Below are 23,638 nucleotides of genomic sequence, written 5' to 3'. Positions count from 1 at the left end.
TTTTTAATTTGTTTATTTGATATTAATAAATAGATAAAATTCAGCATCATACTGATTTTCGTAAATATTAATAGAGGTAAAGACTAAGTTCAATTCAGCCTGTTCATTCTCAGTTTCCACGGTTGCTTCATCAATCGTGAGCATATTCTCTGTTCCAGTAGTCGAAGCGACTTCTTCCATTGTCTCTTGAAGATCAATATTCATGATAGTCTCATCACTTTCATCCATTAAAATAAGACTTTCTTTTCCATCTGTCTCTTCGGTATATACTATATATCTCTGATCATCCACTTCAAACTCAATTCTTGGTTGTACGCTAGGTTCATAATAAGAAAATATAATCATCTTGTCGTACTCTTCAATTGAGATCACAGGGCTATCTCCCAAATCTAGTGTAGCATAATAAGAGTCTTGCAAAGGTTGTTCGTTTAAAAAACCATTCTCATCATAGATAGGTTGAAAACCAAATACCTCTTCAAATTGATAGGATAGTAGCTGATTATAGGGTGCCAGCCACTCGATATCTTCATTGTAATCCATATTTGTTAAATAATAGACAGTTTGACTGATTTTGATTTTATCTTCTTTAGGAATATCAGCATTCGGAATAATGGAATTTCCTTCCAACATCTGATTTTGTTCAAGTGTTCTTTCTAATAAATTCGTTTGTGACACACGGCTAACGGTAAATGCATCAATTGGAGGTACTATTGAAATCAACGAAAGTACCATCAACGCCACTGCGACCCAGCCATTTTTTCGAATAGGTAAAACACTAAACAAAACTCCTGCTATGGTCGCAAATATGCCGAACAAGATGACGTAATAGCGTCCATAAGTTAAACCGGTTTCTTGAATCCTTAAAACAGATGCAATCGTTTGGAATAAAACAATGGGAATCAACACTTTGGGAAAGATTTTTCTAAAAAGAATAGATGATTTTGTTTTTATATTACTTGCTAAAATATACACTACTATAACCGTAATCGAATAAGAAACCAACATGGGCTCTAGTAAATTATTGGTCCAAAAATCTCCCGTAATATTTTGTAACAGATAGACCAACAAAATAACTGTAAAAATCGTCGTTAACGGAATGATGATATATGAAATCAACAGTTCAAGCATCTTAGGTGCCGAAACATCATTTTTTATATCTTTCAGTTTAGCCGCGTGTTCTTCAGGTGTTAAAGATGATTCCTCTTTTTTGCCTAAAAATGAAGGCGTATAGGAAAGGAAAAAGATAGGCATAAATAGTGAAATCACTAGGTTAAGTGCATGCAGATTCACTTTATAATTTACTGAAAATAGTAACTGATCAATTGCTAATAGAATAAACCCAATACCTGCATACAAAACAAGTGTGAATAAAAGTGTTGTAAAAAAAGCTTTAAAAGCGGATAAATAACTTTCATTAAACGTAATCTCATTTTTTATAGTTGGAACCCATATAAATGCAATAGTTAGTATAAAAAAGATAATACCTGTTTTAATAGTCATCTCAAAATCGTAATCAGTTGCAGAACCAATTGTAAAATAATAAACGATTGTCAAAAGAATTGCACCGAACATCAATAGGATGCGTTGTAACCTCTTTTCAAAAAAGCGTTCGTAGATTTGTTGTGCTACCGCACTCAAAAATATGCCCACTAGAAAACTATAAACATACCTTGTATAAGTATCTGTTTCTTGCTGAATCAAAAACGCATTTAATCCTGCAAGAGCAAGTAGAAACACAACTGTTAATGGATACCTTCTGCTTGCTCGAATGATTCCTTGGAATTTATCCTGAATCTTCTGTATCAATTTCACCATTCATCACTCCTTTTTTCTTGCTTGACTCTTATGACCTATCTTACTCTTATTATGTAGTCTATCTTTATCTTCTGTCAATCTTTAGCCCTACTCATTAAGTATACAAAAAAACTGACACCTTCGTATCAGTTTTTCTGCAATGCTATTCTTTAATCAACATACTCTGTTTGATCCTTATTCAACCACGAGTACATTAATCCAATCACTAATGCTCCACCAACGTAATTACCTAGTAAAGCTAGAATCCAATTTATTGCTACAGCTCCTATCGTCATACCTGGAACTGTTCCACCAGAAGCGAAGAAAGCCAATGAGAAAGATGAAAAATTGGCAATAACGTGTTCAAATCCTAAATAAGCAAAAATGAAGATAATAAATATCATGGCAATAATTTTCCCAGCATCATCTTTCATTCGTAAGGTACAAAATACAGCTGTGTTAACAATAACATTTGCAAATATACCTTCTGAAAAGACCTGTAAAGGCGTTTTAGCTAATTTTCCAGCCACTGCTGTGAAAAGATAATGGTCGCTCGGAAGAGCATGGAACTTATATGTGAAAGATATAACTAAGCTAGCAATAATTCCACCAATTAAATTAAATAAAATACAATAAAATAATATTGTTAATGCTTTTTTAGGTTTTAACCACTTTCGTTGGATCGCAACTGTCATATACATCATATTCGAAGTACCTAATTCAGCATTCATATAAATAATCATGACCAGTGACCAACTAAACATAAATGCATAAAGCATTTTACCTAGGCCAGGTACAATCTCTTCACCAGCTTGACCAATCATCACAGCAACTGCTGTTCCAAGCGTTAAGAATAAACAGGCTAACATTGCACGTACAAAATAGCGTGACTTACTATTATCAAATAAATTTTGCTTTTTCATAATGCTTTTTTCAATATTGTACATTAAACCAGTATTTTGAGTTTCCATTTTTTGTTTACCACCTTTAGTTTGTTATCTTTTTAACAATATAATTATTATACTCCATTTAAAATCATTTAAAAGAAAAAATACGCTTTCACAAACTTTTTTTTTAGATAAACGTCAAACTTTATTCACGACTCCTGTTTGTTTATCAAAATACTTACTGATAAGGGTTCTAAAACCAAAATAAAACGACACTAAATAAATTAGTGTCGTTTTATTTTTCATTACTAAGCTCGTTTCTCTCCTTCAATTATCCAAACATATTCATTCATTTGCTCAATGGATACGTTAAATCCTGCTAAATCAAAAAGAGTTAATAAAGTTGGAATAAGAGTATAATATTCTCGTTCTAAATCATCGGCTAATGCATAAAATTGTTGTTCTCTAGCTTGTATAATTTTTTGATTGAGTGCTTCTTGTGATTCAAACATCGTATCAGCAAAGATAACTTTGCCTCCCTTTTCAAGTTGATCAGCATATTTTTTCAAAGCCATTCCTTTTTCTGTATCTGTCAAATGATGGAACACGTAGGAACTAACAATAGTGTCCAATTGTTTGGTAGGATTCGGGTAATTTTGTAAATCCCCGTCATAAATGATGACTTCACTTGGCAACTTCTTTTTAGCTAATTTACGCATTTCTTTAGAAGGTTCTATTGGGAAAACCCATTTACCCGAGGAAAGTAACTGCTTTGTTAGATTTCCTGTTCCAATCCCAAATTCCAAAACACTCATTCCACTTCTTTGAACGATCTCTTTCAAGATATTACTATATCCTTCAAAAACTGCTCTGTATTCGGGGTCTTTTCCTTCAACAAAATCATCATAGTCACTTGACCAGTCTGTAAAAATATCTAAAAATTCACGTCCCATATTATTTATTCTCCTTTGTTGTTCGATACAAATGCTAATGCTTGATCCAAATCGTCAATGAGATCTTCTACATCTTCTAAACCAACGGATAACCGAACCAACTCATCCTTTATTCCTGATTTTAAGCGAACTTCTTTTGGAATAGATCCGTGTGTCATCAAAGCAGGTATTTCAATCAAACTTTCAACTGCTCCCAAACTTTCAGCTAGTGTGATAATCATTAATTTTTCGACAAAGTCCTTAGCAGAAAATCCTTCTTTTAATTCAAATGAAATCATTCCACCAAAACCACTCATTTGTTTTTTAGCGATCGCGTGCCCTTGATGATTTTCTAATCCAGGGTAATAGACTTTTTCAATATTCGAATGATTGATTAGGTATCGCACTACTTCTTGAGCATTTTTTTCATGTTCTTCCATTCTGATACCTAACGTTTTGATCCCTCTTTGTAGAATCCAGCTATCTTGCGGCCCTAAAATTCCTCCGATTGCATTTTGTAAAAAGCCGATTTTATCAGCTAATTCTTCATTATTTGTTGTAATTAATCCTGCAACAATATCGCTGTGTCCACCTAAGTATTTAGAAGCACTATGAACAACAACATCTGCTCCTAGTGTAAGCGGACGTTGATGATAAGGCGTAGCAAAGGTGTTATCAACAATAGTTATCAAGTTAAACTCTTTTGCAATTTTAGCTACAGTCTCAATATCGGTTATTTTTAGCAACGGATTAGTTGGTGTCTCTAGAAATATCGCTTTAGTTTCTGGACGAATAGCTGGTTTAATCGTGCTTACATCACTTGTATCTACCGTTGTAAAAGTTATTCCAAGATGAACGAGTACTTTATTCATTAAGCGATACGTTCCTCCATAAACATCATCCCCCACAATGATATGGTCTCCTTTAGAAAATAATGACAGCACCGTATGTGTCCCTGCTGAGCCTGATCCAAAAGCAAAACCTCTAACTCCTTCTTCTAAGTCCTTGATTAATTCTTCTACTGCAAAACGAGTAGGATTTCCTGTTCTTGAATATTCATACCCTTTGTGTTTGCCAACTTTTTCTTGTTTGTAGGTTGATGTTTGGTGAATGGGTACATTTACCGAACCTGTTGCTTCATCATGACTAATACCACCGTGGATCAACTTCGTTTTCATTTTCATTTTTGACACTCTCCTATTGATATATTTTTTTACTTAAGTAACGCTCACTGCTGTCTGGGAAAATTGTAATGATCGTGCTTCCTTCAGGTAACACTTGGGCTTCTCTTAAACAGGCAGCAAACGCTGCGCCGCTTGAACTTCCCACAAACAACCCATTTGTTGCAGCTAACTGCTTAACATAGTAAAAGGCTTCCACATCAGAAATCGTATAAACGTGATCAATTAATGATGTATCTAAAAATGTAGGTATGAATTCCATTCCTATCCCTTCCGTTTTATGTCCATGAGCTGCTCCACCACCTAAAATCGACCCTTCAGGTTCAACGATAGTTGTACGAGTTGCAGAATTATTTTCTTTTAAATAAGCTGCAGTACCAATAAAAGTTCCACCACTACCTGCTCCAGCTACAAATGAATGAATCCCATGTCCATCCATATCTTTTATAATTTCCGGTCCAAGAGTTTCATAATAAGTTAATGGATTCGCTTGATTTTCAAACTGCATCGGGATATAGCTATTCTTAATTTCTTCAGCCAACGACTGGGCTTTTTCTATTGCTCCTACCATGCCTTTTTCAGTAGGTGTAAAAATCAGTTCTGCTCCAAGAGCCTTCATTAATTCTTGTTTTTCTTGACTAAATTTCTCTGGAACAGTAAAGACGACTCTTAATCCAAATTCTTGAGCTGCTAATGCTAAACCAATGCCTGTATTCCCAGCAGTGGGTTCAATAATCGTTGTATTTTTATTTATCAATCCTTTATCAAAAGCTGTTTTTATTAATTTGACCCCTAAGCGATCTTTGATGCTTCCACCAGGATTGAACATTTCTAGCTTTGCGAATATTTTACTGTTATTCGGTAGGTCAAAACCCTGGATTTCTAACAATGGAGTGTTTCCTATCAAATCTTGCGTTTTTCTGAATAACATGTCTTTTCTCCTTATCTTCATTCTCAATTTCTAAAAAAAGGGACAAAAAAAAGTGCATGAGTGTAAAACTCATGCACAAATCATCTAATTTAATTTAGTTTCTTCTAATGAAAGCCATTTCAATACACCTACTCACGAACTGTTTTCTAACAGCAATCCATAGGGTATAACAAATAGTTGTGTTCACAAAAAAGAAGAAGCTTGATTAAAAAATGATACTTGTCGACATGAGTGGTCTATACAACATAAACAACAGCACACGTCTAAACAGTTCATCTTTTTCATTAGGCTTCTTCCTTTCTTAGTTTATTTTTTTAATTCAGTGTAAGAGAAACCTTACATCGGTATAGACTCATACTATCAATCCAACTTTCATTTGTCAACTAAAACTAAAAATAAATAATCCCTATACCTATTTCACTATTCTGCTATACCCTTACTTAAAAAAACTCTTCATTGCAATACAGAGGTTTTTTTGAGAAAATATACGAGGAAGAACAGGTGCAGCAATTAGCAACACTTCCTACAATCCAAAGCGACAGGAGCAACCTTTATGTGGACATACAAAACGTTTGGTGAATTAACCAAAGAAGAATTGTATCTATTTTTAAAAGAACGCAGTGCAATTTTTGTTTTTGAACAAAAGTCTCCTTACCACGACATTGATGGTAGAGACCCTGATAGTATACATATTTCTTATATTGAGGATGGAGAGCTACTAGCTTATTCCCGCATCTTCGCTACTGATAATGGAAATATTCGTATAGGGCGTGTTCTCGTTACAGAAAAGAGTCGCGGAAAAGGCCTTGCTCGTACCTTATTCCGTAATACACTAACCTATTGCCAGGAGCAGTACCCTGAAAAAGCAATTGAATTAAATTCTGAAGAATACATCAAAGATTTCTATGCTTCATTTGGCTTTAAAGAAATCGCTGACCCATACCTAGACTCAGGTGTTATCCATGTTACCATGTTACTAGAATAAAATAAGGCTGAACTACTCTTATTAAGAATAGTTCAGCCTTATTTTTTTAAACCATCTGGTACAAATCTTCTGCTGTGACAAATCTTTCAATTAAAGTTGCTTTTTTTTCTTCACCTGTTGTTACCAATAAGCAGGATGGTGTATCTGTTGCTCCCATAGCACTTGAAACATCTTGGTCAAGATCAAATAGATGTTGAACAAAAGGGGAATGAAAATCAAACAAGAACATTTCCAGATCTAAATCAGCCTGTTCAGCTGACTCAATCAGTAAATCTTTTGAAAGACCTCTTTTTTGAATAATCATTTTTCGTTGAATAGCCAGTAAAAATTCTCTACCTTTTTTCTTTCCTTGGATAGTAGCTGCGATAAAAGCTAACGATAAGTGAAAACTTTCATTGTATAGCTTATTCCATACAGCAGTTTCAGTTGAGAAGCCATTTTTTTTCATGTAACGGTAAAGAGTCTGGGTGTTGTGATAAGGATAAATTGTCATTTGTGTGTGTTCTTCGTAAGCGTTTACGAACTTAATCACTTCTTCTTCCATCATCAATGAAGCTTTGCTGATTGGATTAATAAACAAGAAAATTTCAACTTGCTTAGTTCTTTCTACCATAAAAAGATTCGCCTCAATTCCATATCAACTTATATCTACATCTTAACAGTAAACAGCCTTCACCAAAAATCATTTGCTCAATACTGCATGGGGAGTAGTTTTAGGACTCTCCTTTCAAGGCTTTAAGGATTTTCATTCCTCTTCAAAAAGATTTCCTTTACGTAAGTAGACTTGCTGAGTTTCATAAATACCTTGATTACCTGAAAAGAGATAACTGATTACACACGTCAAAAAGAGATAAGGCAATGCTCCTGAACCAAAAAGTTCCAGTCCCATAATAAAACAGGCAATTGGTGTATTACTAGCAGCTGCGAAAACACCAATAAACCCAAGCCCTGCTAAAAAAGGAATTGAAATGTGAAAAAGATGAGCGAGTGTACTGCCTAAAGTGGCCCCAATCGTAAATAAAGGTGTTACTTCTCCTCCTTGAAATCCAGAACCCAGTGTAACAGCTGTAAAGACTAATTTACCCAAGGAATCAAACGGACCACTTTCCCCTAGAAAAGCTTGATCAATTAAAGGCAGACTTAGACCTAGATATTCTCTAGTGCCAACAAGGAACACCAGAAGAATAACGATTATTCCACCAATAAAACTTTTTATGACCGGATTGTTGAACCAGTTAGACATAATGATTTTTGTTAACCGTGTAGCCCAACTAAATAAACGCCCGGTGAATCCAAAAAGAATGGCTGCAATTACTATTTTGATGATAAGACCAATAGTTGCCTCAGGTATAATTCCCATACTATAATGCGCATGCGAAGCACCTAGAAAAGTCGTCACCCAATTGCCGACCAACGCTGCCCACAAGCTTGGAAATAATGCCTCTTGGCGGACAAATCCAATCGCTAATACTTCCATTGCAAATAATGTTCCAGCTATAGGTGTTCCAAAAACAGAACTGAAACCTGCACTCATTCCGGCAATTAATAAAATACGTCTTTCGTTTTTTGCCATATGAAACACGCGACCTACCGCATCGGCTAATGTTCCTCCAATTTGGACCGCAGTACCTTCTCGTCCAGCAGACCCACCAAATAGATGGGTAACCAATGTTCCAAAAAGAGTAAGTGGAATCAGTCTTTTAGGAATCGATTCTACTTCCTTTTTAGTGCCGTGAGCTTCTTGTATGATCAAGTTATTGCCTCGTATAGCATTGCCACCTAGTTTCCAATACAACCAACTAATAGCTGCTCCACCCAGCGGCAATAAATAAAGCAGCCAAGGCAGTGTCATACGAGCGTTTGTTACAAACGTTAAACTGATAAGAAAAAATGCAGATAGACTCCCTACTCCTATCCCTACTAAGCTGCTATACCATAACCATTTAGTAAAATAGTACCCTAATCGTACAATTTCTGTAGTTTTCATTTTTTTTAATATTAGTCCCATCAAATTCCCTCTTTAGTTTCGCATTGAATTCACTTTTTTATTTTACCATTAGTTCGTAGTAGTTTCCTATTTTGTTAAAAAAAAGATGGACCGCCAGTCTTGGCGGTCCATCTTTTTTTAACATTAATTGGATTGAATCAAATCTTCATAAAAAGCAACTTTTGTCGCATTTTGGTAAGGAAGTAGCCATAATAACCCTATACCTAGAGATAAAACAGATAGTATACCCCAACCTATAAAACTTAGATCTAGTACGAAAAGACGCCACTTATGACCCTTCATTAAGTTTTTACTTTCCGTAATACAGTCTAGAGAAGAAATTTTTTCATTTGGGGATAGGTTAGAACGATCCTTATATATTAAGTAAGCTTGTGAGTACGCATATGATTTTATAATTCCTGGAACAATAAATAACAGGGTCCATAGAGTAGTGAAAATAGTAGATATAATATAAATCAACAGTACTCTAAGAAAATATTTTTTCGTAAATACTTGTAGCCCCATTCTTATTGGTTGAATCTCCATATTGGGATTTCTAAACCAATCTAAAAACGTAAACGAAATACCCACTGTAAAGAGAGTCGATAAAATTCCACTACCAATATTGCTTGTTCCGTTTCCAGTTCCATCGTCAGACATCATAGAATTATTTGCCCAATAGTTAGAACCCACATCAGAATAATTAACTAATGCAATTACCAAAGCCGCAAAGAGCAATGTAATAAGGATTGAAATTATTGTTGGAATAATATTTAATAGAATAGCATCTTTCCATCTTCCTTTAAGCAGTGCTTTTGTATCATATTTTAATTCTTTTCTTGTTTTATAATTTTGCATTTCTTGCAGCCTCCTCAGGCAGATGATTTCCTATAGTTTACCAAAAATGAATAGTAATTGTTATTTATTTTCCTTACAAAGACTTATCTTCTGTCTCAGATGGATTTCCTATAATCCGCTTTTTTAGAGTAGCCTTATAATTTTCTTTATAGAAACTGCTATCACCCTGCAATAATTTTATGCCTACTTTATAATAAAGAGGAATTTTTTTATCGTTAGCTATGTCTTCTTGATAACGCCGAATATCTTGCTGAAGCCTCTGTTTAAAAGTTTCAGTATCAATGTTCTCAGGAGCTTGACTTAATTTATACCCTACAGAAATCATACTTTCTATCAGTTTTTGCAAACCTAAATGTTCTAACTCTGGAAAATCTATTTTTAGCAATGCGTATAATTGTTCCGTCTCGGTTAGGATGTCGTAGTATTCTGGTGAAAAACTACTGCTGACGATTGTATTGGAACTTCTCACGTAATGATAACCAACTTCACTTGTTATAACTGTTTTACTAGATTTTTTAGCTAATCGATAAGTGGTCACGATATCTTCAAAGATTTTCCCCTCTGGAAAAGCTATTTTTTGAAACAAACTATGATGATAAATTTTATTCCACGTATAAAAAGCCACCCCAGAAGAATTAAAAATTAGTTCAATCAGTTCACTAGGTTCAAATATAATTCTATTTTTATTTTTCTTTTTAGGAACACTGATGCTACCATATACTTTATCAAAATTCATGACATACAAAGTCATATCTTTGTGTTGAACACTCGCTTTATAAAAATTCAAAAAAGCCTCCTCATCAAATCGATCATCACTATCAATAAAGGCAATAAATTCACCTGAAGCTACTTCTATACCTTTATTTCTAGCTGCTGATAATCCTTTATTTTTTTGATGAACAACCTTAATACGCTTATCCGTTTTCTCTAATAGATCACATATTTCTGGGGAATTATCTGAAGAACCATCATTAATTAAGATCAGCTCAAAGTCAGGATACCTTTGCTGCAATACACTTTTCACAGCATTTCCTAGGGTTGAACTTGTATTGTATACCGGCATGATGACACTTATCAACATTTTCTTTCCTCCTTGAAAACGTTCAACTGCTTAAAATCTGTCCAGCCTACACTGAGTATGATTCGATAGATTAAAATTAATCTCTTTGCTAAATCGCTTTGATGCTTCCACCATCGATCATTAAAGATGATCCAGTAACGTACGTATTTACATCTGATACAAGAAAAGTAACAAATTTTGCAAATTCTTCCGGTGTTCCATAACGGCCAAGTGGAATAGCTTCTTGAGCTTTTTTTGTTATTTCTTCCATAGACACATTTTTATTTTTAGCCGTAATTTCATCTAGAGTTGTTATACGATCTGTTGCAATTCGCCCTGGCGCAACCGTATTGATTAAAATATTATATGGCCCTAACTCTTCTGCTAACGTCTTGCTAAGACCGACAATTCCTAAACGAAAAGTATTCGAAAGGATCAAATTCGAAATCGGTTGTTTAATGGAAGAAGAAGCAATATTAATAATCTTTCCACCGTTTTCTTTTAAATCTGGTAAAACTGCTCGAATCGTTCGAATGTAGCTCAACAAATTTAAATGAAAAGCATTTTCCCAATCTTCATCTGAAAAATCTTCAAAAGAACCAGAAGGTGGCCCCCCAGCATTATTAATCAAAATATCGATTTTGCCAAAAGTTTTGTGTGTTTCTTCTACGAGTTGTTGAATGTCTTCGTTTTTAGTAATATCAGTGGGATAAAAGGCAACCTTTCCTTTTCCAATGGCTGTCAATTCTTTTTGAACCATTTGTAGTTTTTCATAATTTCGACTAGCTATCATGACATTGGTTCCTTCTTTTACTAATTCTGCTGCTATTGCTTTGCCTAATCCTTGACTAGATGCCAACACTAATGCTGTTTTCCCTACCAAATTTAAATCCACTACTACCCCTCCTATTCTTTCATTTATCGTTTGTGCACTCTTATGTCATTTTTTCATATTCCAGCAAAAAAGTAAACTCTTACCTTCTTGTCTCTTTCGCATATCTTTCGCTTTTATCAAATAATTATGCTATAATTTTGTCATTTAAGAAAACGTTTTTATACAATAGTCCTCTATCTTCGTTTAATAACCTCAAAGTTTCCTATCTCTTATCTTTTTCCTTGAAAGGACTGTTTGCTTATGCCAACTGCTATTGAATTACAGCCTTTTATTCCCATTATTTTAGGAGGCAATCTAGGTGCCTATAGCACAGCAAGATCATTTTATGAAGCTTATAAGACAACTTCTCTTATTTTATGTACGATGATTACTGGACCTATAGATCATTCTATCTTTATTGACCCTATAGTTGAGCCTAACATGATGCAACCAGAAGTACTAGTTAAATTGTTAAACGATATTGAAGACCGCTACCCCAACACAAAAAAAATCATTCTGGCCAGCACAGACAATTACGTTGAATTGATCATCAATCATAAAACTCTATTTCCTATTAGTTGGGTCATTCCTTATGTGGATAAAGAACTTTTTTATCCCGCAACAAATAAAGCAAGCTTTTATAAAATTTGTGAACAAGAAGGAGTTCCTTACCCTAAGACCTTAGTAATAACTGATTATGAAGCACAATTGCCATTTGACTTTCCAATTATCATAAAACCTACTGATAGTATGAAATACCATTCAATCGACTTCCCAGGTAAAGAAAAGGTTTATATTTGTAAAAATCAAGAGACTTACAAAAAAATCATCCAAAACATGAAAGATAGTGGATACGATGATGAAATTATCTTGCAAGAGTATATTGCAGGAGATGATTCCTTTGTCGGAGTTGCTACAGTCTATTCTTCTCATAGCACAGGTGAAGTGAAAGTTGTTTCGTTTGGTCAAACTCTACTTGAAGACCACACTCCATCAGCTATTGGAAATCACCTTTCTATTTTAACAAAAAATGACGATCAAATTGTTCGAGATGTAAAAAAACTGGTCAAAGCTACCGGATGGACTGGTTTTTCTAATTATGATGTCAAATACGATTCGCGTGATCAAACGTATAAATTTTTCGAACTAAACGCCCGGCTTGGACGCAGCAATTATTATGTGACTGCTGCAGGGAAAAATACTGCTACTTATTATGTGAAAGATTTTATTGAAAATTGTCCAATTGAATATTCCGTAGCAGATAAACAAATTTTATACTCGACCGTCCCAAAAAAATTATTACTAGATAACATTCAATCAAAAGAACTAAAAAAAATCGTCAACCAATTGTATAAATCCAAAGAAGTTTACCATCCTTTAGCTAGTCAAGAAGAATCCAATATGAAACGAAAACTGTATGTAACTATTGCTACATTAAATTATTTCAAGAAGTTTAAAGCTTACCCTCAACCTCCTCAACTTTATGATCCTATCTAATAACAGAAAGGTCGTCTTAGTCATGAAGAATTTCTTTGCTATTTTAGGCGGCATGGGTACATTGGCCACCACTAATTTCTTAGTCGAATTAAACAAAAGACACACCCCTACGAAGGATCAAGATTTTTTTAATTATCTGTTGTTCAATCACGCTGAAATTCCTGATCGAACATCGTATATTCTTGACAATTCAGCCCCTAGTCCCTTACCCGCATTATTAGCAGATATTGAGCAACTAAATGTCTTAAAACCTGACTTTATTGTTATGCCCTGTAACACTGCCCATTATTTTATTAATGATTTGATAGATGCAACCTCTATTCCTATCATCAACATGATAAAAGAAACAGTAGCTACGATCCCTTCTAATACTACAAAAAAAATTGGATTAGCTGTGACTCAAGGAACACTAGAAAGTCAACTATACGAACGTGAACTTCTCTTTAATGGGTATGAGGTTATCTTGCCCGATACTACATTGCAACATAAGATCAATGAATTAATTTATACTTATATAAAAGAGCAAGCTATCATCAATCTCTTACTCTATGAAGAAATTCTTGAAGAATTTCAGCAGTTGGGAAGCGATATTACACTGCTTGGATGCACCGAACTCTCCTTAGTTAATAGCCATGACCCATTAAAAAAATTCCCAGTCATTGATGCTGAAAAAATCCTCTTAGAACGAACTTATCAACTTGCCCAACAATTAAAAATGAGAGTTTAAAAAAACAAGATCTCTCATATGAGATCTTGTTTTTTTAATGGTTTATTTAATCAATTCGTAGATTGCTTCTGCGTAGATACTCATTGCATTCATCAAGTCATCAATAGCCATAAATTCATTGGCTTGGTGCATTGTATCAATACTGTTAGGGAACATTGCTCCATAAGCTACACCACGCTCTAACAAGCGTCCATATGTTCCGCCACCAATTGTTTGTTCATGAGCTTCTAGACCAGTTTGTCTTTGATAAACATCTAGCAATGTTTTCACTAATGGATCTTCAGCAGATACATAATGCGGCATTTGTTCTTTGCCTCGGCTAAGCGTTACTCCGAATTCTGCAAGCTTACTTTCCATTTTGATTTCGATTCCTTCAGGTGTTACACCTTTAGGGAAGCGCAGATTCACTGCAATTACTCCACCATCTTCAGGTGTGAACGTAAATACACCAGAATTCATTGTAAGATCTCCCATAACATCATCGATATAGTTCAATCCTAATTTTTCAGCTTTTGTATCTTCGTGTAAATATTCCGTTGTTAGTTGTAAGAAGTTTTTAGCATCTCCACCAAATGAATAGCGGTTTAAGAACGTAGCTAGATAAGTTCCAGCATTAACACCTAGATGCGGTGCCATACCATGAGCCGCTTTTCCTCCTACTTCAATCGTAACTTGATTACCAACTACTTTTATCGTTCCAGTAATTGGAGAAACTTCAACAAAATCATAAAAGTCTTTTTCAATTTGTTCAACTTCTGCAGTTGTAAAAATAGCAGTAGCATCTTGTGGTACCATATTTTCACGCAAACCAGCATCAAAACTGATCAGCTCATTTTTTCCGCCTTTATTGTCGCCTTTTGTGTTTACATAGACAGTCAAGATTCCTTTTTCACCGTTAATGATAGGAAATTCTGCATCTGGTGAAAAACCAAAGTCTGGAATCGGTTCATGAGCTAAGTAATGATCCATACACATCCAGCCGCTTTCTTCATCTGTCCCAATAATAAAGCGAATTTTTTTAGATACTGGAAGTTCTAAATCTTTAATCATTTTCAATGCATAATAAGCAGCCACACCAGGCCCTTTATCGTCACTAGATCCACGAGCATAGATACGGTTATCTTTGATTAAAGGACTGAATGGGTCAGTTTCCCACCCTGTTCCAACTGGGACTACATCCACGTGAGCAAAAACACCCATTGTTTCGTCTCCATCACCGTATTCAATATGTCCAGCTAAGTTTCCCACGTTTTTAGTAACAAAACCGTCTCTTTCTCCTAAAGCCAAGAATGTTTCCAACGCTTTTTTCGGTCCTGGCCCTACTGGTGCATCAGCTGTAGCTTTTGTATCATCGCGGACGCTGTCAACTTTAAGTAATTCTATTAAGTCTGCTAAAAAATCTTCTTTCCGATCAGCAGCTTCTTTTTTCCAATCAATTGCCATTTATACAACACTCCTTATTATTTTATCAACACATCTATCATATCACTTTTCGTTTCTAAGACCAACGACTAGTCCTAATTTTTATTCCACTATCACTACAAAGAAAGATTCGTGCAAAAAATACCTATTCGTTCTATAATCAATTGGAACATACTACAAATTATTTGTCGTTAATGGAGGGTCTTAAGTGAAAGAAATAAATAGAGAAACAATTCAAGGCATGATTCCAAAAAGAAGTAAAGATAGCTATAAAGCTGATTATGGGCGTGTACTTGTGATAGGCGGAAATGAAGATATGGGTGGGGCAATCATCCTCACAGCGAGCGCTGCTGTCTATAGCGGTGCTGGATTAGTCACAGTTGCCACAGCTAAAGTGAACCATGTTGCTTTACACGCTCGACTTCCCGAAGCGATGGTGATTGACATGTATAATGAAGATCGTTTGCTTAAACACTTGTCGACAGCTACAGTAATCGTCATTGGACCTGGACTGGGTCTCTCTGCTGAGTCACTAGCTCTTTTAAAGTCTGTTTTAGAGGCTGTCACAAAAGAACAGCGGTTGATTATTGACGGCAGCGCCATCACTTTAATGTCTAAAAATAATTTGAAAACACCTGTAGCTAAAACAACATACACGCCTCATTTAGGAGAATGGCAAAAACTCTCTCGCTTAAAACCTGCTGAGCAAAATGAGACTTTAAATATCCAAGCCAGAAAAGAACTAAAAGCAAACGTAGTTTTGAAACAATCTCGAACTGAAATTTATTTTTTAGATGAAGCTTGGAAAAATAGTGTTGGAAATCCTGCAATGGCAACTGGAGGCATGGGAGATACATTAGCCGGTATGATAGCAGGTTGTAGTGCTCAATTTAAAAATTATCGTTTTGCGATCATTACCGCTGTTTTTCTACACAGTAAACTTGGAGATGATTTAGCTAAAAAACAATATGTTGTGCTTCCTTCACAAATCATCGAGTCTATTCCTTTTGCAATGAAAGAATTTTCCACGAAATTTATTTTTTAAGAGTGTTGATCAATCTAGTTGATTCCTCGCTGAATAGGTATTTTCTTCATTCTTTTTATTATGATTGGTTAGCCTTACCTTATTAATTGTATTCTCATTTCTTTACAAGTATACTCACTATAACGAAATACCAATTAAATCATTTATAGGAGAAAGAGGAGTGGTGTATATGGTGAAAAGCGTTATCGGAAGTTACTCATCTGAATCAGCAGCATTGCAAAAAGTCGATCAGCTCTTATCTGAAGGAAGCTTAAAGGAGTCTATTACGCTTGTGACAAATGCTAAAATTGGCCAATCAATTCGCAATCAAACCGATATAGGTGTATTTATTCAGCCTTCTAAATCAACTACTGAAAACTCATTAGGAGATAGAATAAAAGCTGTCTTCTCTTCAGGTTCTGATGATGATACAAAACTTTATTCATTGAAGCATCGTGAAGATAGTTTTGCGGATTATAAAGATGCTATTGAGCAAGGTGATATTGTTGTTCTTCTAGATGATGACGCTTCTCTTGCCGGTAGCAGCATCACGCCTTATCCTATGGATACAGATACTATGGAAGAAGATGCAGCAGGTATTTACCCAACGGATGTCTACCTTGAAGATGATCCTTCCGATTTAGCCCGAGGTGAACGTCAACCGAGGTCCATTAGAAACCAACTTTTAGAATTTGATTATGATGAAACTGACTTAGATCCCGGCATCAATACGGATGGCGACTTAGAAATTGAAGATGATTTTCCGCCTACAGAGTCACCAGATAGATCTGATTTTTATTGACGAATTAAAAAAAGAGGAAGTTGAGATAAAACCTCAGCTTCCTTTTTTTGTTTATGTTTATGCATCAATTAATGACTCTAATTCTTCTTTTGTTAGTGGTCTATATTTGCCTAGCTCTACTGTTTCATCTAGCTGTAGCTTTCCCATAGACAAGCGTTTCAAGTAATTAACCGATTTATCTACTGCTTCAAACATACGTTTTACTTGATGAAATTTCCCTTCATGTATCGTGACTTGAATAAGAGTTTGTTCTTTTTCAAGATCTGTAGATAGGATCTCTAACTTAGCTGATTGACAGATAAACCCATCATTCAGCGTTATGCCATCTTTAAAAGCTTGAATGTCTTGTTCATTCACTAGGCCTTCTATAATTGCTTCATAACATTTATCAACATGTTTTTTTGGTGAAAGTAAGTTATGCGCTAACGTTCCATCATTAGTTAATAGCAATAATCCTTCTGTATCTTTATCTAATCTTCCTACAGGAAAAGGATCAAACACTTGATCTTGTGGCTGTAGCAAATCAATCACTGTTTCATGTAAATTATCTGTTGTTGCGCTGACAACTCCTTGAGGTTTATGCATCATGAAGTATACAAATTCTTGGTAATGAACAGCTTCTCCTGAAACAACAATAACATCTTTATCTGGATCCACTTGTGTTTTACCATCTTTCTCAATGGTTCCATTTACAGTTACTTCTTTTGATTTCAATACAGTTTTCACTGTTTTTCTTGTTCCAAATCCCATATTGGCTAGTAATTTATCTAATCGCATTTACGCTCCTCCAATTTCATATGATTCAAGTAAAAGAACTAGTTGAAGCCTTTTGGGTTCCAACTAGTTCCTATTATTTAATGTGTAGCTTGGTTCTCATATTCGCAACACGAGCTCCTAATAAACGATCCGCTAAACGGGTTTTTAAAGAGGCATACATGTAAACAAGTCCACCAAATCCAGCTGATATGGCTATTACAAAAAGTGCACTAGTCCTATTTTTTGGATCAATCACTAAGTAAAGAACTTCTTTAACTGCAAAAGTGACAACAGCCATCGCTAAAGTAATGATCAGCATCAATAAAATACGTCTTAAAATCAATCCGATATCAAAACGAGTAACCTTGTACATCTTTCTTAGCATCAATAAGACTGTAACACCAAAGCCAAATATATTAGAAAAGAACATTCCATTCGTACCAGCTAATGCCAGCATTGGATATTGCATCGCTAATTTTACAACTAACCCAACAACAAGAGCCCAAAGTGCGGGTCTTGTTTGATTTGCAGCTTGCATAGTTGATCCCATAAGGACAAACAACCCTAAAAATAAACTCATAAAAGAAGCAACTTGTAATACTGTAGTGCCAAAATCACTATGTCCATAGAAAACTGTGTATAAAGGTTCAGCTACTATCATCATTCCAATGGAAGCAGGCAACATGATAAAGAAAAACAACTGTAAGCTATCACTAATTTGACGAGCGATTTTTTTCAAATCATTTTTAGCTATCAACTCAGAAATCAGAGGCACAGAGGTAATGGCCATTGATCCTCCAAAGGAAATGACGATCATAATTAACTTATTGACATTACCGGAAGCCACTCCGTAATTATTTACAATTTGTTTTGGCGATAATTCAGAAATAGACGTCATAATTTGTTGGAAAGTAAATTGATCAATCATTTGAAAAAGAGTAATACCTGAACCAATAATTATGAACGGAACAGCTGTACGGATAATCGATTTAAAAATTTCGGTTGTAGAAATAGAAACTTTATTCAAACTCTGAGCTGCTCTTTCATCCAACTCTGGCTTTTTACGCCAGATAATGTAAAACAAGTACCCAATACTAAATACAGCTCCGATAACGGCTGCAAAAGTGGAAGCTGCCACAGCATTTACTACTGAACCATTCCATACTTGACGAATCAAGTAAACAGCAGCAAGCATAAAAATAACACGCGCTAATTGTTCAATAAATTGTGAAATAGCTGAATACTTCATTACGTGATGCCCTTGGATGTACCCACGTGTCACACTCATACAAGGAATAATCAACAATGCCCAGCTTAGCGAGCGGATAACTTGTGTTGCATTATCAACAGATATATTTGGGCTACTTGCTGCTATAAATGGTGCCGCAACATACATGATCAATGCTGACACAACACCTGTAACTGCCATGATTTGCAATCCTTTTTTGTAAATATTCCGACTTATTTCATATTCATTCAAGCTATTATAGTAAGCAACTTGTTTAGCAATTGCCGATGGAACACCAGCTGTTGCAATGTTTAAAAATAATGCATAAGGCGTATACCCAATCGTATAAAGAGCATTCGCAGATTCTGCTATATCTTGATTTCCCATCCAAGCCATCCAAGGAATAATGTAGAGAGCTCCTAATAATCTGGATAAAATACTTCCACCTGTCATCCAAGCTGATCCATTAATCATTTTATCTTTAGAACTTAATTCTTTAATTGGTTGTTCAATTTTATTATCACTGACTGTGTCTTTTGACATGACTCAAAAACCTACTCTCATCCTTTTGTATATCAAGCTCTATTTTACTTCTTAAGTAAGTGGGTTGCAATGCTTAATGAACCTCTAGAACATAACTTTAAAGAAAAATTAAAGTCTGTTCAGATCAGATAAGTAAAAAAGAGACAAGACCAAAGTCTCATCTCCTTTCCTATACGTATAATAACACTAGAATGTCTGCCATAAAAAATAGTTAGTTTGCTACAATATTTACCAATCTTCCAGGAACAACAATAACTTTACGGATTGTTTTTCCTTCAATCGCATCTTTGATCTTTTCATTGCTCATAGCTAATGTTTCTAAATCTTCTTTAGAAATTTCTTTTGAAGCTTGAGCTTTTGCTTTTAACTTTCCATTTACTTGGAAAACAACTTCAATTTCATCTTCAACTAAGAATTTTTCATCAAACGTTGGCCAAGCAACGTAAGAAATACTTTCACCACTATGAGTCAAATTAGCCCATAGCTCTTCTCCCATATGCGGAGCAATCGGTGCCAGCAATTGAACAAAAGCTTTGATGTAATCTACTGGTAAAGCCGTTGCTTTATATGCTTCATTAACAAAAACCATCATTTGAGAAATAGCCGTGTTGAAGCGTAAATGTTCAAAATCTTCCGTTACTTTTTTGACAGTCTGATGATAAACTACATCTAAAGATCCATCATTGAATGTCGTGATGCGGTCACGAACCTTACCGTCTTCATCCATGATCAAACGCCATACGCGATCTAGGAATTTACGACTTCCTTCAAGTCCATTTTCACTCCAAGCAATCGAAGCATCTAATGGTCCCATAAACATTTCATACATACGCAATGTGTCTGCCCCAAATTTTTCGACAACATCATCAGGGTTTACAACATTTCCTTTTGACTTAGACATTTTTTCATTGTTTCCACCTAATATCATTCCTTGGTTGTATAACTTTTGGAATGGTTCTTTCGTTGGAACTACGCCGATATCGTAAAGGAATTTATGCCAGAAACGTGCATACAATAAGTGCAATACCGCATGCTCAGCTCCACCAATATAAATATCAACTGGAAGCCACTGTTTCAATTTCTCAGGATCAGCCAACATTTCCTTATTTTTAGGATCGATGAAACGCAAGAAGTACCATGAACTTCCAGCCCATTGCGGCATTGTATTTGTATCGCGGCGGCCTTTCATTCCTGTTTTAGGGTCTACTACATTTACCCATTCAGTAATGTTTGCTAATGGAGATTCTCCTGTTCCACTTGGCTTGATTTCATCTGTTTTAGGCAATATCAATGGCAATTCAGATTCAGGCAATGTTGTTGATGTGCCATCTTCCCAATGTATAACGGGAATAGGTTCACCCCAATAACGTTGACGAGCAAATAGCCAGTCACGCAAACGATAAGTCGTTTCTTTTTTTCCAACACCCTTTTCTTCTAGCCATTCATTCATTTTATCGATAGCTTCTTCTTTGCCAAGACCATCCAAAAAGCCAGAATTGATGTGCGGACCATCTTCTGTAAATGCAGCATTGGCTACATCTCCACCTTCAAGTACTGGGATGATTTCCAGTCCAAACGCTTTAGCAAATTCGTAATCGCGTTCATCATGTGCTGGAACTGCCATAATCGCACCTGTTCCATATGAAGCCAAGACATAATCTGCAATCCAAATCGGGATTTCTTTCCCATTTACTGGATTAACTGCATAGGCACCTGTAAACACTCCTGTTTTGTCTTTGTTTAAGTCTGTACGATCTAAATCGCTTTTCAAGCTAACTTTTTCAATATAGGCGTTAACTTCTGCTTCTTGTTCCGGAGTAGTAATTTGTTTAACTAAATCCAACTCTGGAGCCATTACACTGTATGTTGCTCCAAATAATGTATCAGGGCGCGTCGTAAAGACAGTAAACTTATGATCCGTTCCTTTAACTTTAAAGTCAACATTTGCTCCAATCGATTTTCCAATCCAATTGCGTTGCATATCTTTGATACTTTCAGGCCAATCCACTAACTCTAGATCATCCAACAATCGATCAGCGTAAACTGTAATTTTCAGCATCCATTGTTTCATTGGTTTACGGTAAACTGGATGTCCTCCACGTTCACTTTTTCCATCGATCACTTCTTCATTAGCCAGTACAGTTCCTAAAGCCGGACACCAGTTAACAGCTACCTCTGCTTCATAAGCTAAACCTTTTTCATACAATTTAGTAAAAATCCATTGCGTCCATTTGTAATAGTCAGGATCTGTTGTATTTATCTCTCGCTCCCAATCATAGCTGAATCCCAATGAGTTGATTTGACGACGGAACGTTTCGATATTGTGAGCTGTAAATTCAGCTGGGTCATTTCCAGTATCCAAAGCATATTGCTCAGCCGGAAGCCCAAATGCATCCCATCCCATTGGGTGCAATACATTAAATCCTTGAGCTCGTTTCATACGAGAAAGAATATCGGTCGCAGTATACCCTTCTGGATGCCCTACGTGTAATCCTTGTCCTGATGGGTAAGGAAACATATCTAATGCATAGAAATTTTTCTTCTCAGCATCTTCTGTTGTACGGAATGTATTATTAGATGCCCAATATTTTTGCCATTTTTTTTCAATCGTTTTATGATTAAAACTCATATTTATCCCTCTTTCATCTCTTTTTAAAAACAAAAAATCGTCCTATGAATGCAGATTACTATCTGTACTCATAGGACGACTAAACAATTGATTATCGTGGTACCACCTATGTTTTCTACAATCATTTTCTAGCTAACAGAATGATTGCAGACTCCTCATACCCTTAACGCAGGTGCTACGGCTTTGTCTACTCTAATTTCAACAAAGCAACTCTAAAGGCGAGTTCGAAAGTCTTTTTTATGCATTTCCACCATCCATGCACTCTCTCAAAAAAAATCGTTTCTACTATTCCTTTTCACTGTTTTTTTCTATTGAATTCATTTTAACAAAAATTTGCTCTTGGAGCAATAAGAAAAGCAAGCTGTCCCGTTCAACATCTGCTAGAAGATTTTAATTTAAGTAAAACTTTTCAATTTTACTGCTGTTCCACTACAAGTCACCATAATCATTCCATTATCTGATCCCAAGGTTTCATAATCCATTTTCACGCCAACAATAGCATCTGCCCCAAACCCTTCAGCTCTGAACTCCATTTCTTCTAAAGCTTTGCTACGAGCTTCTAACAGTTCATTCTCGTACCCTTGAGCACGTCCACCAAACATATTGCGCAGCCCAGCGCCCATATCTTTAATTAGGTTAATACCAGAAATAACTTCTCCAAATACAATTCCTTCATAAGATGAAATTTCAAAACCTTCAATTACTGTTGTCGTAGTAACAATCATTGTTTTCACTCCTTTTTATTTATCATGCAACTCGATTTCACTGATGAGATAAAATTTTATTGGAAAACAGAAACGGAGACCCAACTTTTGTTGAGTCCCCGTTATCATTATTTGATAATCAAAGATTGATCAACAAATATAACATCTGATTTTAAATAGTTCGCTGTTTTTAAATCTGAAATAGACATACCATATTTTTGAGCAATATCCCATAGAGTGTCGCCACTTACAACTTTATGCGTTCTTGATGTAGTTGGTTTAGTTATCACGGTAGAACTAGAAGCTGTACCATTATTTACTACCAATGCTTGACCAATACTGATTGCATCCGTTGATAAGTTGTTCCATGATTTCAGGTTCGCAACAGTTACACCGTATTTTGAACTAATTGCAGTCAACGTGTCACCTGATTTTACCGAATATGATGTGTTGCTTGTGTTTCCGGTACTTGGTGCTGGTGTTGTCGTTGTTGTACCGCCTTTGATTGTTAAGGCTTGATTCACATATATCGCATCTGTTTTTAAGTTGTTCCATGATTTCAAGTTCGCAACAGTTACACCGTATTTTGAACTAATCCCAGTCAATGTGTCACCTGATTTTACAGTGTATGACGAGCTGCTCGTATTTCCAGTGCTTGGCGTTGTTGTCGTCGTTCCGCCTGATGTTGAGCCACCTTTGATCGTCAACGCTTGGTTCACGTAAATTGTATCTGATTTTAGGTTGTTCCATGATTTCAAGTTCGCAACAGTTACACCGTATTTTGAACTAATCCCAGTCAATGTGTCACCTGATTTTA

At 35.5% G+C, this 23,638-nt stretch carries 21 protein-coding genes and 1 other annotated feature; of the genes, 5 read left to right on the top strand and 16 right to left on the bottom strand.

Annotation, left to right across the window (positions count from 1 at the left end; translation table 11 throughout):
• Positions 1-12 precede the first annotated feature (12 nt).
• From ABS911_RS06640 to ABS911_RS06620, 5 genes are all read right to left on the bottom strand, one after another.
• The gene (locus tag ABS911_RS06640; RefSeq protein ID WP_350466905.1) at positions 13-1,815 is read right to left on the bottom strand and encodes a DUF4153 domain-containing protein; all 1,803 of its coding nucleotides are present in this window, start codon (positions 1,813-1,815) and stop codon (positions 13-15) included.
• Between the two features lie 149 nt (positions 1,816-1,964).
• Entirely contained in the window at positions 1,965-2,765 is an 801-nt protein-coding gene (locus ABS911_RS06635; RefSeq protein WP_350466904.1) for a formate/nitrite transporter family protein, read from the bottom strand.
• Positions 2,766-2,989: 224 nt separating this feature from the next.
• Complete coding sequence (locus ABS911_RS06630) at positions 2,990-3,634, bottom strand: class I SAM-dependent methyltransferase (RefSeq protein WP_350466903.1); 645 nt, start codon at positions 3,632-3,634, stop codon at positions 2,990-2,992.
• Between the two features lie 5 nt (positions 3,635-3,639).
• Positions 3,640-4,797, bottom strand: a complete 1,158-nt coding sequence (locus ABS911_RS06625) for a cystathionine gamma-synthase (protein WP_350466902.1) — start codon at positions 4,795-4,797, stop codon at positions 3,640-3,642.
• A gap of 13 nt (positions 4,798-4,810) precedes the next feature.
• Positions 4,811-5,725: a PLP-dependent cysteine synthase family protein gene (locus ABS911_RS06620; protein ID WP_350466901.1), complete on the bottom strand. Its 915-nt coding sequence runs from the start codon at positions 5,723-5,725 to the stop codon at positions 4,811-4,813.
• Between the two features lie 553 nt (positions 5,726-6,278).
• On the opposite strand from ABS911_RS06620, the gene ABS911_RS06615 reads away from it, so the two are divergent.
• Positions 6,279-6,710, top strand: a complete 432-nt coding sequence (locus tag ABS911_RS06615; RefSeq protein WP_350466900.1) for a GNAT family N-acetyltransferase — start codon at positions 6,279-6,281, stop codon at positions 6,708-6,710.
• A 46-nt stretch (positions 6,711-6,756) separates the two neighbouring features.
• Here ABS911_RS06615 and ABS911_RS06610 read toward each other — a convergent pair whose 3' ends face one another.
• The 5 genes from ABS911_RS06610 to ABS911_RS06590 form a co-directional block, all read right to left on the bottom strand.
• Positions 6,757-7,323 (bottom strand): DsbA family protein, encoded by a 567-nt coding sequence (locus ABS911_RS06610; RefSeq protein WP_350466899.1) that lies wholly within the window; start codon positions 7,321-7,323, stop codon positions 6,757-6,759.
• Between the two features lie 132 nt (positions 7,324-7,455).
• Positions 7,456-8,718, bottom strand: coding sequence for a voltage-gated chloride channel family protein (locus ABS911_RS06605; protein WP_350466898.1), 1,263 nt, complete (start codon positions 8,716-8,718; stop codon positions 7,456-7,458).
• 123 nt (positions 8,719-8,841) lie between these two features.
• Positions 8,842-9,555 (bottom strand): DUF975 family protein, encoded by a 714-nt coding sequence (locus tag ABS911_RS06600; protein WP_350466897.1) that lies wholly within the window; start codon positions 9,553-9,555, stop codon positions 8,842-8,844.
• A 73-nt stretch (positions 9,556-9,628) separates the two neighbouring features.
• Positions 9,629-10,636: a glycosyltransferase family 2 protein gene (locus ABS911_RS06595; protein ID WP_350466896.1), complete on the bottom strand. Its 1,008-nt coding sequence runs from the start codon at positions 10,634-10,636 to the stop codon at positions 9,629-9,631.
• A gap of 88 nt (positions 10,637-10,724) precedes the next feature.
• Positions 10,725-11,510: an SDR family oxidoreductase gene (locus tag ABS911_RS06590; RefSeq protein WP_350466895.1), complete on the bottom strand. Its 786-nt coding sequence runs from the start codon at positions 11,508-11,510 to the stop codon at positions 10,725-10,727.
• Between the two features lie 240 nt (positions 11,511-11,750).
• Here ABS911_RS06590 and ABS911_RS06585 point away from each other — a divergent pair, with 240 nt between their 5' ends.
• Positions 11,751-12,986, top strand: coding sequence for a carboxylate--amine ligase (locus ABS911_RS06585; RefSeq protein WP_350466894.1), 1,236 nt, complete (start codon positions 11,751-11,753; stop codon positions 12,984-12,986).
• Positions 12,987-13,008: 22 nt separating this feature from the next.
• Positions 13,009-13,713 (top strand): amino acid racemase, encoded by a 705-nt coding sequence (locus ABS911_RS06580; protein ID WP_350466893.1) that lies wholly within the window; start codon positions 13,009-13,011, stop codon positions 13,711-13,713.
• Between the two features lie 42 nt (positions 13,714-13,755).
• Here ABS911_RS06580 and pepV read toward each other — a convergent pair whose 3' ends face one another.
• Complete coding sequence (pepV, locus tag ABS911_RS06575) at positions 13,756-15,156, bottom strand: dipeptidase PepV (RefSeq protein ID WP_350466892.1); 1,401 nt, start codon at positions 15,154-15,156, stop codon at positions 13,756-13,758.
• 187 nt (positions 15,157-15,343) lie between these two features.
• Here pepV and ABS911_RS06570 point away from each other — a divergent pair, with 187 nt between their 5' ends.
• Together ABS911_RS06570 and ABS911_RS06565 are read left to right on the top strand one after the other, a co-directional pair.
• Complete coding sequence (locus tag ABS911_RS06570; protein ID WP_350466891.1) at positions 15,344-16,180, top strand: NAD(P)H-hydrate dehydratase; 837 nt, start codon at positions 15,344-15,346, stop codon at positions 16,178-16,180.
• Between the two features lie 169 nt (positions 16,181-16,349).
• A complete protein-coding gene (locus ABS911_RS06565) occupies positions 16,350-16,961 on the top strand; it encodes a general stress protein (protein WP_350466890.1) in 612 nt (203 codons plus the stop codon).
• Positions 16,962-17,018: 57 nt separating this feature from the next.
• On the opposite strand, the gene ABS911_RS06560 is transcribed toward ABS911_RS06565, so the two are convergent.
• The 5 genes from ABS911_RS06560 to ABS911_RS06540 form a co-directional block, all read right to left on the bottom strand.
• Complete coding sequence (locus ABS911_RS06560; RefSeq protein WP_350466889.1) at positions 17,019-17,738, bottom strand: pseudouridine synthase; 720 nt, start codon at positions 17,736-17,738, stop codon at positions 17,019-17,021.
• A gap of 73 nt (positions 17,739-17,811) precedes the next feature.
• Entirely contained in the window at positions 17,812-19,488 is a 1,677-nt protein-coding gene (locus tag ABS911_RS06555) for a putative polysaccharide biosynthesis protein (protein ID WP_350466888.1), read from the bottom strand.
• 211 nt (positions 19,489-19,699) lie between these two features.
• Positions 19,700-22,117 (bottom strand): leucine--tRNA ligase, encoded by a 2,418-nt coding sequence (gene leuS / locus ABS911_RS06550; protein WP_350466887.1) that lies wholly within the window; start codon positions 22,115-22,117, stop codon positions 19,700-19,702.
• Positions 22,118-22,185: 68 nt separating this feature from the next.
• Positions 22,186-22,425 (bottom strand) — a binding site (T-box leader).
• An 87-nt stretch (positions 22,426-22,512) separates the two neighbouring features.
• Entirely contained in the window at positions 22,513-22,842 is a 330-nt protein-coding gene (locus tag ABS911_RS06545) for a heavy metal-binding domain-containing protein (RefSeq protein ID WP_350466886.1), read from the bottom strand.
• 107 nt (positions 22,843-22,949) lie between these two features.
• Positions 22,950-23,638: LysM peptidoglycan-binding domain-containing protein (locus ABS911_RS06540; protein WP_350466885.1), on the bottom strand; the 689-nt coding region annotated here is incomplete at its 5' end.

The sequence above is a fragment of the Carnobacterium sp. genome, from assembly GCF_040274425.1.
The sequence above is the reverse complement of the archived record's forward strand: the minus strand, read 5'-3'. Positions and strand labels throughout refer to the sequence as shown.

What these genes read in the sequence shown, in the direction of transcription:
- leuS (WP_350466887.1), bottom strand. Translation starts at nt 22,117, where the DNA reads ATGAGTTTTAATCATAAAACGATTGAAAAAAAATGGCAAAAATATTGG.
- ABS911_RS06545 (WP_350466886.1), bottom strand. Translation starts at nt 22,842, where the DNA reads ATGATTGTTACTACGACAACAGTAATTGAAGGTTTTGAAATTTCATCT.
- ABS911_RS06615 (WP_350466900.1), top strand. Translation starts at nt 6,279, where the DNA reads ATGTGGACATACAAAACGTTTGGTGAATTAACCAAAGAAGAATTGTAT.
- ABS911_RS06565 (WP_350466890.1), top strand. Translation starts at nt 16,350, where the DNA reads ATGGTGAAAAGCGTTATCGGAAGTTACTCATCTGAATCAGCAGCATTG.
- ABS911_RS06625 (WP_350466902.1), bottom strand. Translation starts at nt 4,797, where the DNA reads ATGAAAATGAAAACGAAGTTGATCCACGGTGGTATTAGTCATGATGAA.
- ABS911_RS06630 (WP_350466903.1), bottom strand. Translation starts at nt 3,634, where the DNA reads ATGGGACGTGAATTTTTAGATATTTTTACAGACTGGTCAAGTGACTAT.
- ABS911_RS06610 (WP_350466899.1), bottom strand. Translation starts at nt 7,323, where the DNA reads ATGGTAGAAAGAACTAAGCAAGTTGAAATTTTCTTGTTTATTAATCCA.
- ABS911_RS06620 (WP_350466901.1), bottom strand. Translation starts at nt 5,725, where the DNA reads ATGTTATTCAGAAAAACGCAAGATTTGATAGGAAACACTCCATTGTTA.
- ABS911_RS06585 (WP_350466894.1), top strand. Translation starts at nt 11,751, where the DNA reads ATGCCAACTGCTATTGAATTACAGCCTTTTATTCCCATTATTTTAGGA.
- ABS911_RS06555 (WP_350466888.1), bottom strand. Translation starts at nt 19,488, where the DNA reads ATGTCAAAAGACACAGTCAGTGATAATAAAATTGAACAACCAATTAAA.
- ABS911_RS06595 (WP_350466896.1), bottom strand. Translation starts at nt 10,636, where the DNA reads ATGTTGATAAGTGTCATCATGCCGGTATACAATACAAGTTCAACCCTA.
- ABS911_RS06600 (WP_350466897.1), bottom strand. Translation starts at nt 9,555, where the DNA reads ATGCAAAATTATAAAACAAGAAAAGAATTAAAATATGATACAAAAGCA.
- ABS911_RS06580 (WP_350466893.1), top strand. Translation starts at nt 13,009, where the DNA reads ATGAAGAATTTCTTTGCTATTTTAGGCGGCATGGGTACATTGGCCACC.
- ABS911_RS06605 (WP_350466898.1), bottom strand. Translation starts at nt 8,718, where the DNA reads ATGGGACTAATATTAAAAAAAATGAAAACTACAGAAATTGTACGATTA.
- ABS911_RS06560 (WP_350466889.1), bottom strand. Translation starts at nt 17,738, where the DNA reads ATGCGATTAGATAAATTACTAGCCAATATGGGATTTGGAACAAGAAAA.
- pepV (WP_350466892.1), bottom strand. Translation starts at nt 15,156, where the DNA reads ATGGCAATTGATTGGAAAAAAGAAGCTGCTGATCGGAAAGAAGATTTT.
- ABS911_RS06635 (WP_350466904.1), bottom strand. Translation starts at nt 2,765, where the DNA reads ATGGAAACTCAAAATACTGGTTTAATGTACAATATTGAAAAAAGCATT.
- ABS911_RS06640 (WP_350466905.1), bottom strand. Translation starts at nt 1,815, where the DNA reads ATGGTGAAATTGATACAGAAGATTCAGGATAAATTCCAAGGAATCATT.